The following is a 14,381-nucleotide window of genomic DNA, read 5'->3' as shown; positions in this document are numbered from 1 at the left end:
AACCTCTTCCACAGCCCTAACAGAAACCAAAATCCCCGTTGCTTCACGCAACCCGTTCGGTATCTTCAATCTCGGAAGAGGGACGGATTGGCGTTTATCTTCTTTTTAGTTGGGGATGGGACAGGGAACGCTGCCTCGCAGCCAATGCCCAGACCGTTTAAGGAAATTGACTGGAGGTCAGAAATGAAAATCAAGAGCCTTCTTCTCGGCTCCGCTGCGGCAATGCTCGCAGTCTCCGGTGCTTCTGCGGCAGACGCTATCGTCGCAGCTGAGCCGGAACCCGTCGAATATGTGCGCGTCTGTGACGCCTTCGGCGCTGGTTACTTTTACATCCCGGGCACGGAAACCTGCCTGAAGATCAGCGGTTTTGTCCGTATGGACATCAACTTCAACAGCAACAACGACAGCTACACCACCAACGTACGTGGTCGTGTGAACTTCCAGGCCAAGGAAGACACCGAATACGGTGTGCTGCACGCTTATGTCCGTATCCAGGGCGATACAAGCACTGCTGACCTGAACAACGCCGCCACCTACGACCTGCCGACCTTCGTCGACCAGGCATACGCCGAACTCGGCGGCCTGATCTTCGGTTACACGGAAACGACCTGGGTCAGCTCCAAGAACGGTGGTGCATCGGGCTTCGGTTCGCACTCCGACAACGGTCTGAACTACGGCTACTCGCAGGCAAACCAGATCGGTTACAACCTGACCGGTTCCAACTGGTTCGCAGCGATCTCCGCCAACGACGATGGCGACGGTGCGACTTACATGCCTGATATCACGGGTCGTGTGGGCGGTGTCTTTGCCGGTGCAACGATCTATGGTGCTGGCGGTTACGACCAGTCCGCTGAGAACTTCGGTCTCAAGCTCGGCTTGAACATGGACGTCGGTCCGGCTGGTAACGTGATCGTTCAGGGTTTCTACGCTGACGGTCCGACCCGCTACGGCGCCAACGCATCGCCGACCGGTATTGCTGGTGGCGGCACCTACACGCCCGAGTGGTCAGTCATTGCTTCGTACCAGCACCAGTTCGCTCCGAACTTCAAGGGTTCGGTCGGTGGTCAGTACTCCTCTGATTACTACTTCAACGCTCTTGCCGGCACGGCTCCTATTGCTAGCGCCAACTCCGGCATCGACTCGTGGGCAATCGAAGGTGTTCTGGTCTGGAACCCGGTTGCTAACCTCGAAGTTCGCGGTGAAGTTCGCTACACCGACTTCTCCAGCGGTCTTGCCGACACCGGCGCATACGTTGGTGGCGACGCTACAACGGGCCTGTTCCGTCTGCAGCGCAACTTCTAAGGTCGCTTAGATACACGTCAAAAGAGCCCGGCAGCTTGGCTGCCGGGCTTTTTCTTTGCCTTCTTCACCGGGCGCGCCGTGACCGACGGAACCCCGTCGTCAGTGGTGCAGCTTGTTCAAGGCCTCAGCACAAACATCAAGATGTTTCGGTGATAGATGCGCATAGCGCAGCGTCATGCTGAGTGTCCGATGCCCCAGGAATTCCTGGATCCTTTTGATATCGACTCCCGACTGGGCAAGGCGTGATGCGCAGGTGTGCCGCAACACGTGTGGTACGACCTGGCGATCATCGCGCATATGGGTGCTATCCTTGGCCTCATGCCAGGCGTTGCGATATTTTGCGTAGGCAATCCCGTGAAAAGGGCCCGGCTTACGCCCCGATGCACTGCGTTGTTCGGATACGGCTTTCTTGGCGCGGATCGTCATCGGGATGGTCCGGGGCCGGTATGATTTGGTCTCCCAGAAGGTGATATAATCACCCTCGATATCCCCCCAATTCAGTTTCAGAGCCTCCCCAACCCGTGCACCAGTCTCGACCAGGAAAAGACTGAGCCGGGCGTAGGAATTGTCTATGGCGTTGATCCGGCTGAACAGATCGGTCTCTTCTTCCCTTGAAAGAAACCGGATCCGGGCGTTTCGCTCCGGCAGTTTCCGGAATTCGGGAAGCTGTGCGAGCCCGCCGTTCCTGTGATGCCTGCGCAGCAGTTTGGAAAGACTTGCAAACTTGCGGTTGATCGTTGAGTTGCGATTGCCCTTCTGGCGGAAGTGAATCGTCAGATCATCCAGCAAGTTGTTGTCGAATTTTCTCCTGCCGCTATACAACATAAAACGGCTTATTTCGTCAATATAACTACGACATGCTTCTTTATGCTTGCCTTCCTCCCATAGTAAATCGCTGTAAGCTTCCCAAAGTTCTACTAAATTACTGTCTTCTTTTTTAAGCATGACCTACAACCGGAACAAACAATATCAAGAAATACCATTTAGACGCGTCAATTGGTAAAGTTGTATGGGTATGGTTTTGCTTAACACAGGTTGTTTCCTCTAGGCAAGCCAAAACACCCGGTAGTAAACACTACCAGGCGTATGCAACTTTTAAGTTGCAGCCGCCCGTTATCGGGCGACTGCTTTGGTTTATTCAGTTCAGCTTAGAAGTTGCGCTGCAGACGGAACAGCGTGTCGACCTGATCATCGACGCCGAAGTAGCTGCCTGCAGGAAGTCCGGCTGCCAGACCAGAGAAAGTGGTGTAGCGAACCTCACCGCGAACTTCGAGGTTTGCAACCGGGTTCCAGACGAGAACACCTTCAACAGCCCAGGAGTCGATCCCGGAAGAAGCGCTTCCAAGGGCAGTCTGCGTCGTCGTTACGGTACCCGGCGCAGCATTCAGAATGCTGTTGAGGGCGGTTGCGTAGTAGTCAGCGGAATACTGACCACCGACCGAACCCTTGAAGTTCGGCGTGAACTGGTGCTGATAAGACGCCAGGACAGACCATTCGGCGGTACGTGTACCCTTCGTGGCTGCTGTCAGTGGAAGCGTCGTGTTTGCACCAAAGATCGTCGGACCGTCAGCGTAGAAACCCTGAACGATCAGATTGCCGGCCGGACCGATGTCGGTGTTGAGGCCGAGCTTGACGCCGAAGTTTTCAGCCGACTGGTCGTAACCGGCAGCGGCATAGATCGTCGCACCGGCGAAAACGCCGCCGATACGGCCCGCGATGTCAGGCATTGCACTTGAAGCGTCACCATCGTCCTGTGCCGAAATGGCCGCGAACCAGTTAGCACCGGTGAAGTTGTAACCGATCTGGTTGGCCTGGCCGTAACCGTAGTTCAATCCGTTGTCAGAGTGCGAACCGAAACCCGATGCACCACCGTTCTTGGAGCTGACCCAGACGCTTTCCGTGTAACCAAAGACAAGGCCGCCCAGTTCTGCGTAACCCTGGTCGACCACCACGGCACCATCGCCGCCGCCGGAATTGTCACCCTGCAAACGGACATAGGCATGCAGAACACCATATTCGGTGTCTTCCTTGGCCTGGAAGTTCACGCGACCGCGTACCGAAGTACCCCAGCTGCTTGCGCTTGACGTCTGCTCGCCGACATCATTGTTGGAATAGGTTACATTCATGCGGACGAAACCGCTGATCTTCAGGCAGGTTTCCGTGCCCGGGATGTAGAAGTAACCAGCGCCGAAGGCGTCACAGACGCGCACATATTCGACGGGTTCCGGCTCAGCTGCGACGATAGCGTCTGCCGCAGAAGCACCGGAGACTGCGAGCATTGCCGCAGCGGAGCCGAGAAGAAGGCTCTTGATTTTCATTTCTGACCTCCAGTCATGTTCTGGAGGTCATCAACCGGAAGTCGGTCCGGAAACGATGCCGGGCATTCCTGCCCGGCCGGAATAATGCAATTAGGTCAACACGTCGGAGCAGCGCACGGAGATTGGTGCGCCCTGCCCTTTACGACCGCTGCCGCGATCAGTGCATGGTCATCCATTCGCGCGCGGAGCGAAGCGCTTCGGCCAGGTCGGTCTTGGTCATGCTCCTGGCGAGATCCGACCGCAACTCGGCGGCACGGTTCGATCCCTTGATCGCCGCAATGTTGAGCCATTTGTGCGCGGCGATGAAATCCATCGCGCAGTCGCGTCCGGCCGCATACATCAGTCCCATCTCGCAGAAGATCTCCGCTTCAGCCTCACCGCCCATTGCCGCAAGCTGCTGATCCAGAATCTCAAAACGTGCCATTTTCAAAGTCCCCGTCGAATAAGTTGTCTTTACCCTGTTAAGCTTCCAAGAGCCTTATTTGCTGCCGGTTTTCCGGCTTCGTCGTGATGGGTGGAGTTTGACCGTCGGGGTTGAATCCGGCGTTAAACGGCATGCTTAACTGCCGGCAAACAAAGTTCAAACCATTGGTAAAATTGAACTTTTATTAATCATCGAAAAGCGGGGAACGCAGGCTTTTGAAGACAAATTAATTCAAAATGAATCGATCCGATATCAACCAATCGCTAACCACGGCAGCGATTGATCAGCCGAAAATCCTGTGACTTCGAAGCCGAAAACCGGCCCGTCACCGCAAAAAGGACTGGATTTCGGTTGACCTTTACGTCAAGCAATAGGGCATTCTTCAAGCGATCCCCGGAGCGAACATGCTGAAACACACCGCCGCTACGGCTTTCATTCTGGCTTCGTTGGGCGGCACCGCGCTCGCGGCCGACCCGATCGTCGGCAATTGGCGCACGCAATCGGGAGAGACCGCCGCCATTGCGCCCTGTGGCGGCGGAAACTTCTGCGTTACGCTGAAAACCGGCACCTATGCGGGCGCCACCATCGGAACGCTGGCCAATGCCGGCGGACGCTACAGGGGCAAGATCACCGACCCGGAGACCGACAGGACCTATACGGGCAAGGCCTCGATCACCGGATCGCAGATGAAGATGCAGGGTTGCGTGCTGGGCGGCCTGATCTGCCAGGCCCAGACCTGGACGAGGAAATAGCGCCGCCACGCAGTCGCTAGCGCGCCCGCTGGCCGAACAGGACCTTTTGCGCCTCCTTGTCGTCGGCGATGTTGTGTTTGGCCCGTTCTTCCTTGCCGACCTCCAGGGCCCGCTCAACCGCGGGCTTCGCCATCATCACATCGAACCAGCGTTTGAGGTTCGGAAACTCCTCAAGCGTCTGGCCCTGCCGCTCGAAAGGGATGACCCAGCCGATACACGCCATGTCGGCGATCGAATAATCGCCCGCGAGATACTCGTGGCTCGCCAGCCGCTCATTCATGACCCCGTACAGTCGGTTGACCTCGTTGGTGTAGCGATCGATCGCGTAAGGCACTTCCTCGGGCGCGTATTGACGGAAGTGATGCGCCTGGCCGGCCATTGGACCGAGCCCGCCCATCTGCCAGAACAGCCACTCGTCGGCGGCGACGCGATCACGCTCGTCGCTCGGGTAGAACTTGCCGAATTTCCGGCCGAGATATTGAAGGATGGCGCCGGATTCAAATACCGAGATGGGCTCGCCGTCCGGCCCCTCCGGATCGACGATCGCGGGCATCCGGTTGTTCGGGGCTATCTTTAAAAATGCGGGCTCGAACTGCTCCCCTTTTCCGATATTCACATATTTGACAACGTATGGGACGCCAAGCTCCTCCAGCATGATGGTAATTTTCCAGCCGTTGGGCGTTGGCCAATAGTAAAGTTCAATTGGCGAATTCTGCTCTGCCATATTCCGTCTCCGATTGCTGACAGCAACAGACATAGGGCAGCCATGACGCAAATTGAACCGCGCCCGGCCGATTCGAGGCCCGGCGGCGACGCCGCTTCCGCCCATTTCCCGCAGGATTCACCGCTTCTGGTTTTGTGAACGGGCGATGAACGCACCCATCAGCACCGGTTCAGAGCGCCTCGTGCATGATCGCATCATCAAATGCCGTGAACCCAAGGAATGCACCATGATCGCCGTTCTGACCCGCCGTTTCATCCTGATCAGCCTGGCCTTTGCCATCCTGGCAGGCGCAGTCGCTTTCGCGGTGGGCAAACAGGACAGACACAGCCGTTCCTGGGTCGCCGGACAGGCCGTGCCCTGCATCAGCCTGGAAGAACCGGGCTGCGGCCCTGCAACCGAATACTGAATCGCGGAGACTATCATGATCGCCAAGACTTCTGACCTGGTTTCAACAGTGCTGCGTATCGGCCTTGTCAGCATGTTCTTCATCGGCCCGGTCGCGGGTTTCGCGGCCCATCAGGCAGGGCCGGACAGAGCGAGCATGAAAGGCGCGGGGCTGGTCATATTCGTCAGCCTGCAGCGAAACCGATAAAACCGTCCCGACCGCCGCACGGCAGGCCATTAATCCTGAAATTCAAATTTGAGCCGGAACCCGTCCATGGTCGTTTTCATGTCACGCGGCGGTGACTATATTAGCGCATGGACACACGAATCAGCCAAAAGAACAAATCGGCCGTCGTAACGCCGCCGGCGATCAACCCCGAATCATTCTCAAGCGCCAAGGAGGCCGTTGCCGCCCTGCAGGCGATCTACCAGCGCAACACGGCTTTCCTGCGTGATCACTTTCAGTCCTTCGGAAGCGGTGACGCGGTCGAAGGCGCCCGCTATCGCGCCTTTTACCCGCAGGTGCGTGTCTCGACATCGAGCTTCACCCATGTCGACAGCCGCCTTTCCTTCGGTCACGTGACGTCGCCGGGCACTTACACGGCGACCATCACCCGGCCCGGCCTCTTCAAGTCCTATCTCGAGCAGCAACTGGAATTGCTGATCAAGAACCATGATCTGCAAGTCATCGTCGAGGAATCGGCGACCCCCATCCCGCTGCACTTCGCGCTCGGCGAGGATGCCAATGTCGACGCCTCCTTCGCAAACAATATTTCCGTGCCGCTTCGCGACGTTTTCGACGCACCGGATCTCAACGTGACCGACGACGAAATCGTCAACGGCACCTACGATCCGGATCCCGGAGGCCCGCTGCCGCTTGCCGCCTTCACGGCCCAGCGCATCGACTACTCGCTGGCGCGGCTGTCGCACTACACGGCGACACGCGCCGAGCATTTCCAGAATTTCGTGCTGTTTACAAACTACCAGTTCTATGTCGAGGAATTCTGCGCCTTCGCCAAGACCCTGATGGCCGACGGCGGCGGCGGCTACGACGCGTTCGTCGAGCCGGGCAACGCCATCACATGCGCCGGCGACATCGCGCCGCGGCCGGATGTCGGCCCGGCACGGATGCCGCAAATGCCGGCCTATCATCTCAAGCGGGACAACCACGCCGGCATCACCATGATCAATATCGGCGTCGGACCGTCCAATGCCAAGACCATCACCGACCATGTCGCGGTGCTGCGCCCGCATTCCTGGCTGATGCTCGGGCACTGCGCCGGCCTGCGCAACAGCCAGCAACTCGGCGACTACGTGCTGGCGCACGCCTATGTGCGCGAGGACCATGTGCTGGACGACGACCTGCCGGTCTGGGTCCCGATCCCGGCGCTTGCCGAGGTCCAGGTGGCGATGCAGGAGGCGGTCGCCGAAGTCACCGGGCTGGACGGCTACGACCTCAAGCGCATCATGCGCACCGGAACGGTGGCGACCATCGACAACCGGAACTGGGAGCTGCGCGACCAGAGCGGTCCGGTGCATCGCCTGTCGCAGTCACGCGCCATCGCGCTCGATATGGAATCGGCCACCATCGCCGCCAACGGCTTCCGGTTCCGCGTTCCGTACGGCACGCTGCTGTGCGTCTCGGACAAGCCGCTGCACGGTGAACTGAAGCTGCCGGGCATGGCGACGGATTTCTACCGGACGCAGGTCAACCAGCATCTGAAGATCGGCATCCTCGCGCTCGAGAAGCTTGCGGCGATGCCCCCCGAGCGGCTGCATTCGCGCAAACTGCGCAGCTTCTTCGAGCCCGCCTTTCAGTAGAATCAGGCCTCGGCCGGCTCCGCTTCGCGGTTCTTCGGATCGAGCCGGAGCACCTTGTCGGAGCGCCAGGCGGTGGCGACCAGGATTAATGCGACCGCAAAGGCGCCAAGTCCGATCATGAAGGGAAGATCGCGGTTTTCCGCCATGGTCAGCCCGCCGACCAGTGAAATCGATCCCGATCCCAGTGTGAAAAGCGCGATCGACACGCCCATGACCCAGCCCTGCTGCGTCTCGTCGACGGTTTCCGAAAACATCAGCAGCAGGGTCGGATAGGTGATCGCGAAGGCGGCGAGGATCGGCAGCACCAGCAGGAAGGACAGATCCGGGAACGGATTGACCATGAACAGCGCCAGGAACACGGCCATGATGATCACGGTCACCGCAATGGTCCTGATCTGACTGAAACGGGCAAGGACAGGCGCCAACAGAAAGGTGCTGCTGAAGGCCATCGCACCGCCGGCCGCGACGATGATCGCACTTGACGAGAAGGTCCCGAAACTGAACTTCGCGACCACGTAGTTGTCGAGGAAAATGAAGAAGCAGTTGAGGCCGAGGACCGCGAAAAAGAAGACACCGCCGACCCGGGCAACGACCGGATGTTTGGCGACCCGCCACAAGGTCAGGAACACCTCGGAGAGGCCGAAATCGACCTTGCGCCGCTTTTTGAGCGTCTCCTTGAAGAAAAACTGGATCAGCAAAAGATTCACAAGCACGATGAACGCGGCAAAGTAGGTCGGAAGCTCCAGCGAGGCGAAGTCACCGAGCACCTCTTTGCTGCCCAGCACGCCGACGATGATCGGCCCGCCCATCAGGCCGGCGGCAGCGGCGGCGGCGATGTAGCCCATAAACCGGTTCTTTTCATCCGTGTCCTTCGCCATGTCGATAAGCGCGGCCTGGGCGATCGGCTGGTTGCCCGCCGTGAAGCCGGCGACAATGCGGCCGGCGACGAGGAGGATGAAGCTGGACGTCATCAACGCCAGGATGGTCAGCACGTAGCCGGTCAGCATTCCGGTCAGGCAGATAAGCATCCCGTACTTGCGGCCGATATAGTCGGACAGCTTGGAGATGAAAGCCGCGCCGAAAAACCAGGAGATGAAGAACAGCCCGATGACTATGCCGTAGCGCACTTCGCGCGCCGCCTCCGGCATGTCGTGCGGGAGAAACTCCCGACTGGTGCTGAACAGGATCGCGGTGATCAGGGGGTACATCAGGCCCTGCCCCATGATGTCGATGAACACCACCATCAGGAGCGCGAAGCGCGATATACCCATATTGTCCTCCGAATCCGGCCGCAACGGTTCCGCATCAAAGCAGTTTACCGGCCGGATTACGAGCACATTTCTCGCGCTATACAACCACCGCGCCTTGAGAGCGCGAAAGCGGACCCGCGGCTACATGTTCGGATAGACCGGACCCTCGCCGCCCTGCGGCGGCACCCAGTTGATGTTCTGGTTCGGATCCTTGATATCGCAGGTCTTGCAGTGCACGCAGTTCTGCGCGTTGATGACGAATTGCGGCTCGCGGCCGTCCTCCGCCACCCATTCGTATACGCCGGCCGGACAATAGCGCGTCGACGGACCTGCATAGACATCGTATTCCGAGCTCCTCTGGAGCGGGGCGTCCTGCAGTTGAAGATGGACGGGCTCGTCTTCCTCGTGATTGGTGTTCGACAGGAAAACCGACGAGAGCCGGTCGAATGTCAGTTTGCCGTCCGGCTTTGGATAGTCGATCTTCTTGTGTTTCGATGCCGGCTCGAGCGATGCGTAGTCGGGCTTGCCATGCTTCATCGTGCCGAAGATGGAAAAGCCGAACAAAGTGTTGCACCACATGTCGAAACCACCCAGCATGACGCCGCCGGCGGTGCCAAGGCGCGACCACAGCGGCTTGACATTGCGGACCTTTTTCAGGTCCTTGCCGATTTCGCTGTTGCGCCAGCCTTCGTCATAACCGCTGAGTTCGTCGCCGGAGCGTCCCGCGGCGATGGCTGACGCTACCTGTTCCGCAGCCTGCATGCCGGACAGCATCGCATTGTGGGAGCCCTTGATACGCGGCACGTTCACAAATCCGGCCGAGCAGCCGATCAGCGCGCCGCCAGGGAAAGTCAGCTTTGGAACGGACTGGTATCCGCCCTCGGTGATTGCACGCGCACCATAGGCGATGCGCTTTCCGCCCTCGAAAGTCGGGGCGATGGCCGGGTGGGTCTTGAAGCGCTGGAATTCCTCGAAGGGAGACAGATACGGGTTCTTGTAGTTGAGGTGCAGGACGAAGCCGACAGCGACCTGGTTGTCCTCGAGATGATAGAGGAACGATCCCCCGCCGGTCTTTCCGTCGAGCGGCCAGCCGAAGGAGTGCTGCACAAGGCCCTGCTTGTGCTTCGACGGATCGACTTCCCACAGCTCCTTGATGCCGATGCCGAATTTCTGCGGCTCGCTGTCCTTGTCCAGTGCGAAATGCGCGATGAGCTGCTTGGCGAGCGATCCGCGGACACCCTCGCCGATCAGAACGTATTTGCCCATGAGCTCCATGCCCCGCGCAAAGTTAGGCCCGGGCTTGCCGTCGCGACCGACGCCCATATCGCCCGTCGCCACGCCGATCACCGCTCCGTCATCATTGTAGAGCACTTCCGTCGCCGCAAATCCCGGATAGATCTCGACCCCGAGTTCCTCCGCCTTGGCGGCCAGCCAGCGGCACACATTGCCGAGCGACACGATGTAGTTGCCGTGGTTGTTCATCAGCGGCGGCATCATGAAATTCGGCAGGGTCAGCGAGCCTGACGGACCGAGAACCAGGAAATGGTCCTGGGTGACCGGCGTCTTGAACGGATGCTCGGGATCGTCGCGCCAGTCGGGCAGCAGCTGATCGACGCCGACCGGATCGACCACCGCGCCGGACAGGATATGCGCGCCGACCTCGGCGCCTTTTTCCAGCACGACGACTGAAAGCTCCTCATTGAGCTGCTTGAGGCGGATGGCCGCCGCGAGCCCCGCCGGACCTGCTCCGACGATGACCACATCGAATTCCATGCCCTCGCGCTCAGGCAATTCGAGTTCGTCGCTCATACTTCATTTCCTCCGCAGTATCGGGTTGCCCAGAGGCCGTTCCGACACTGGCCAATAGCGTTTCGGGTACCGCAGTGCAATCATTTAGAATCATTCTGCCGGGATTTCCATGATTTACTTTGACGTAAACGTCAATAGTAATCGGTGTTGCGCGCAATTTGTCGCGGCAGACCCGGAGCCGCAGGGGATATCCACCGCCGGCGCTTCAATTCACTGTCGCGACGCCTTACAATCCGTCCATGACAGGCGGAGACGAAAAATCGGCACGGGCGCCGACGGCCGACGAACTGGCGGCCCTTTTGCATTTTTATGCCGAAGCGGGCGTTGACAGTGCGGTCGAGGAAAGCACAGTCGACCGTTTCGAGGAATCCCGTGCCCGAACTGCAGCGGCCGCCAAAAAGCCCTCCAACCAGGAAGCCCGGCGGCCGCCAGCGGCCAGTGCCACCGAGAAGCCGGTGCCGGCACAGCCCCCCTCGCCGCAACAGCCCGAGGCGACCGTTCCGGACGAAGCCGCGATCACCGATGCCCGGGAAACCGCCCGCAACGCCCAGTCGATCGACGCCCTGCGCGAGGCCCTGGCATCGTTCAACGGCTGCAATCTCAGGTTCGGCGCGCGCAGCACCGTCTTCGCCGACGGCAACCCGCAATCGGACGTCATGTTCATCGGCGAAGCACCGGGTCGCGACGAGGATCGCCAGGGCCTGCCGTTCGTCGGCAGGGCCGGCCAACTGCTGGACAAGATGCTCAAGGCAATCGAACTGGACCGGACCCGCTGCTACATCACAAACATGATCCCCTGGCGCCCACCGGGCAACCGGTCGCCGACGCCGCTTGAGATCGAACTGTGCCGCCCCTTCATCGAGCGTCACGTCGAACTGGTCGGTCCCAAGGTCGTCGTGTTCCTCGGCAATGTCTCGACCAAGGCGCTGCTCGGCACCACGCGCGGTATCCTGTCGCTGCGCGGAACCTGGTCTGAATATCATCCTAATAGCGACACGGCGATCCCGGCCCTGCCAACGCTGCATCCGGCCTATCTGTTGCGCAACCCGGCGGCGAAGAAACTGTCCTGGCAGGATTTCCTGTCCGTGCGCGATCGTTTGGACCGGTTTTCCGGCTAATCGCGTGTCTGCCCCAGCGCTTTTGCGGCAGGCGGCCTGACGGCAATCCAACATGATTTTCCGGGTGTTCGGCCTTGCCGTGCGGCCCATTGCTTTTTGAGATCCATGTCGCGAATAAGGGCGCGTTTTTCGCAACTTTCCGGCAGATTTCGAGGAATGGGTGGCGCATTTCCGACACGGACAGCCCGATCGGGCATTTGAGCGCTTCCTGACCAAGACCGCGTACGGGAAAGTTGATGTTATGACGAGCAGCATTGTTCCGATTGCAAGCCTTCTCCTGTCGGCATTCTTCATGCTGCTCGGCGTCGGGCTCTCCGGTTACCTCATACCATTGAGGGCCGTGCAGGAGGGCTGGTCGACTTTCGAAATCTCAATGATCGCAACCGGTTATGCCATCGCGTTCACGGCAGGCTGCCTGGCGGTGCCGCGCCTCGTGCTGCGTGTCGGCCATGTCCGGGTCTTTGCCGTTCTGGCAGCGCTGATGTCGATTTCGCTGCTCATGCACGCGCTCATCGTCCACCCGGCCGCCTGGATCCTCTTCCGCGGCCTGACGGGCTTTTCCATCGCCGGCGGCTACATGGTGATCGAGAGCTGGCTCAATGAACGGGTCACCAACGAGACGCGCGGCACGGTGTTTTCGGTCTACATGGTCATTGCGATGATCGCCGTAATGCTGGGACAGTTCATGGTGCCGCTGGGCAACCCGCTGACGGCGTCGCTGTTCATGGTCTGCGCCATCGTCTTCGCACTCGCACTGATGCCGACGGGGCTGTCCAACGCCCAGTCGCCGCAGCCGTTGACGCAGGTTTCCGTCAACATCTTCGCGCTCTATCGAAAATCGCCGGCGGCCGTCGTCGGCGCCGCACTGGCGGGCGTGATCACCGGCGCGTGGAACAACCTCGCTCCGGTCTTCGCGCAGCTCAACGGGCTCTCGACCGCGACCGGCGCGACAATGCTGGCGGTCGCGATGATCGGCGGCGCGCTGTTCCAGTTCCCGCTCGGCCGCATGTCGGACCGCATCGACCGGCGCTATGTGATGGCCCTGGCCGGCGTCATCGGCGTGGCGGCTTGTGTGCTCAACCTGCTGGTCGGAACGTCCAATATCTACCTGTTCCTGGTCTTCGTCCTGCTGCTGGGCGCGGTGATGTATCCGATCTATTCACTCGTCGTCGCCCACGCCAATGACTATGCGCAAGCCGACGAATTCGTCTCGACGTCAAGCGGCCTGCTGATCGTCTATGGCGGCGGCACGATGTTCGGACCGCCGATCTCGGGCCTGCTGATGGACAATTTCGGCAACCAGGCGCTGTTTACCGTGATGGGAGCATCCTTCGCGCTTTATGGCGGCTACGCCTATTTCCGCAGCTTCCGCCGCCCGCAGGCATCGGAAGAGGAGCGCGTCGAGTTCCAGGCGATCCCGCTGGACCGCGCCCAGACGCCGCAGACCTACGAGCTCGATCCGCGTGTCGAACTGGGCGATGAGACGGAAACGGCCGCCGAATAAGCATATGAAACCAGGTCAGCCCTGCGGCGTGGTGAACCGGCGCGCCGCCTTCTGTTCGACGCCCAGCCGGTGTTCGCGCACGATGATGTACAGCCCTGCCGCGATGACGATCGCAGTTCCGATGATCATCGACCATTGCGGCACGTTGCCGAACAGGAAATAGCCGGCGACGATGCCGAAAACGATGGATGTGTATTCGAACGGCGCGATGGTCGAGACGTCCGCATGGCGGTAGCTTTGCGTCAGGAAAATCTGGCCGAGGCCGCCAAGTACCCCCGCGCTTACCAGCAAGATAAGCGCCGGCGTATCCAGCGGCACCCACCCGAAGGGTATGGTCGCCAGTGAGAGCACGGTCGCCGAAAGCGAGAAATAAAGAACGATGGTGGGCGTCTTTTCGGTGGTGATCAGGCGCCGCACGAGGATCATTGCAAAAGCCACGAGGAACGCGGAGGTGAGCACGGCGACAACGCCGCGCGTCTGGCCGCTCTGCCAGAACCCGCCGTCGAAAAGCGTCAGCAACGGCCATGAGATGACGAGGACGCCGACCAGGCCGACCGCGACGGCCGACCACCGGTAGACCCGGATCGTTTCACCGAGCACCAGCGACGCCAGCACCACCATCAGCAGCGGCCGCGCATAGCCGAGCGCGATCGCATCGGGAAGCGGCAATTGCGTGAGGCCGTAAAAGCCGCAAGCCATCGCGGAGACGCCGACAAGACCGCGCCACAGATGACCCATCGGATTCCTGGTGCGGAATGCGGTGTGAAGCTGCCGGCGCCAGGCGAGATACAGGAACACCGGGATCATCGCCATCGACGAGCGGAAGAAGACAATCTGCCCGGCCGGGACACCGTCTCCGGCCGCCTTGATGCATGTCGCCATGGCAACGAAGAAAACGACCGATGTCAGCTTGAGCACGATGCCGGTCAGCGCGCTCGTCTGTCCGTCGTCCAGCGATGCTTCGCCCATGGTTCT

General features: G+C 60.0%; 14 protein-coding genes. 7 read left to right on the top strand and 7 right to left on the bottom strand.

Annotation, left to right across the window (positions count from 1 at the left end; all coding sequences use genetic code 11):
• Positions 1–183 precede the first annotated feature (183 nt).
• Entirely contained in the window at positions 184–1,302 is a 1,119-nt protein-coding gene (locus E4M07_RS12165) for a porin (protein ID WP_169054194.1), read from the top strand.
• Positions 1,303–1,401: 99 nt separating this feature from the next.
• Here the strand turns inward: E4M07_RS12165 and E4M07_RS12160 are convergent, their stop codons facing one another.
• The 3 genes from E4M07_RS12160 to E4M07_RS12150 form a co-directional block, all read right to left on the bottom strand.
• Positions 1,402–2,247: a site-specific integrase gene (locus E4M07_RS12160; protein WP_136658623.1), complete on the bottom strand. Its 846-nt coding sequence runs from the start codon at positions 2,245–2,247 to the stop codon at positions 1,402–1,404.
• Between the two features lie 203 nt (positions 2,248–2,450).
• Complete coding sequence (locus tag E4M07_RS12155; RefSeq protein ID WP_136658622.1) at positions 2,451–3,620, bottom strand: porin; 1,170 nt, start codon at positions 3,618–3,620, stop codon at positions 2,451–2,453.
• Between the two features lie 157 nt (positions 3,621–3,777).
• Positions 3,778–4,044 (bottom strand): sel1 repeat family protein, encoded by a 267-nt coding sequence (locus E4M07_RS12150; RefSeq protein WP_136658621.1) that lies wholly within the window; start codon positions 4,042–4,044, stop codon positions 3,778–3,780.
• Positions 4,045–4,448: 404 nt separating this feature from the next.
• On the opposite strand from E4M07_RS12150, the gene E4M07_RS12145 reads away from it, so the two are divergent.
• Complete coding sequence (locus tag E4M07_RS12145; RefSeq protein ID WP_136658620.1) at positions 4,449–4,796, top strand: DUF2147 domain-containing protein; 348 nt, start codon at positions 4,449–4,451, stop codon at positions 4,794–4,796.
• 16 nt (positions 4,797–4,812) lie between these two features.
• Here the strand turns inward: E4M07_RS12145 and E4M07_RS12140 are convergent, their stop codons facing one another.
• On the bottom strand, positions 4,813–5,520 hold the full coding sequence (locus E4M07_RS12140) for a glutathione S-transferase N-terminal domain-containing protein (RefSeq protein WP_136658619.1): 708 nt from the start codon (positions 5,518–5,520) through the stop codon (positions 4,813–4,815).
• Positions 5,521–5,572: 52 nt separating this feature from the next.
• Here E4M07_RS12140 and E4M07_RS12135 point away from each other — a divergent pair, with 52 nt between their 5' ends.
• The 3 genes from E4M07_RS12135 to E4M07_RS12130 all read left to right on the top strand — a co-directional run bounded on the left by E4M07_RS12135 (position 5,573) and on the right by E4M07_RS12130 (position 7,725).
• Entirely contained in the window at positions 5,573–5,926 is a 354-nt protein-coding gene (locus E4M07_RS12135) for a hypothetical protein (RefSeq protein ID WP_136658618.1), read from the top strand.
• 15 nt (positions 5,927–5,941) lie between these two features.
• Positions 5,942–6,112, top strand: a complete 171-nt coding sequence (locus tag E4M07_RS29080) for a hypothetical protein (protein WP_169054193.1) — start codon at positions 5,942–5,944, stop codon at positions 6,110–6,112.
• 107 nt (positions 6,113–6,219) lie between these two features.
• On the top strand, positions 6,220–7,725 hold the full coding sequence (locus E4M07_RS12130) for an AMP nucleosidase (protein ID WP_136658617.1): 1,506 nt from the start codon (positions 6,220–6,222) through the stop codon (positions 7,723–7,725).
• A 2-nt stretch (positions 7,726–7,727) separates the two neighbouring features.
• On the opposite strand, the gene E4M07_RS12125 is transcribed toward E4M07_RS12130, so the two are convergent.
• Together E4M07_RS12125 and E4M07_RS12120 are read right to left on the bottom strand one after the other, a co-directional pair.
• Complete coding sequence (locus E4M07_RS12125) at positions 7,728–8,996, bottom strand: MFS transporter (RefSeq protein ID WP_136658616.1); 1,269 nt, start codon at positions 8,994–8,996, stop codon at positions 7,728–7,730.
• A 120-nt stretch (positions 8,997–9,116) separates the two neighbouring features.
• Positions 9,117–10,784: an electron transfer flavoprotein-ubiquinone oxidoreductase gene (locus E4M07_RS12120; protein ID WP_136658615.1), complete on the bottom strand. Its 1,668-nt coding sequence runs from the start codon at positions 10,782–10,784 to the stop codon at positions 9,117–9,119.
• 239 nt (positions 10,785–11,023) lie between these two features.
• On the opposite strand from E4M07_RS12120, the gene E4M07_RS12115 reads away from it, so the two are divergent.
• Positions 11,024–11,902, top strand: a complete 879-nt coding sequence (locus tag E4M07_RS12115) for a uracil-DNA glycosylase (RefSeq protein ID WP_136658614.1) — start codon at positions 11,024–11,026, stop codon at positions 11,900–11,902.
• Between the two features lie 241 nt (positions 11,903–12,143).
• Positions 12,144–13,406 carry an MFS transporter gene (locus tag E4M07_RS12110; RefSeq protein WP_136658613.1) on the top strand — a complete coding sequence of 421 codons (1,263 nt, stop codon included), beginning with the start codon at positions 12,144–12,146 and terminating at the stop codon, positions 13,404–13,406.
• A 15-nt stretch (positions 13,407–13,421) separates the two neighbouring features.
• Here E4M07_RS12110 and E4M07_RS12105 read toward each other — a convergent pair whose 3' ends face one another.
• Positions 13,422–14,375 (bottom strand): DMT family transporter, encoded by a 954-nt coding sequence (locus tag E4M07_RS12105; RefSeq protein ID WP_136658612.1) that lies wholly within the window; start codon positions 14,373–14,375, stop codon positions 13,422–13,424.
• Positions 14,376–14,381 lie beyond the last annotated feature (6 nt).

Origin of the sequence: Nitratireductor sp. XY-223 (assembly GCF_004959855.1) — a bacterium.
Taxonomy (GTDB): Bacteria; Pseudomonadota; Alphaproteobacteria; order Rhizobiales; family Rhizobiaceae; genus Hoeflea_A.
Note: the sequence above shows the minus strand (reverse complement) of the source record. Positions and strands in the feature narration are given on the sequence as shown.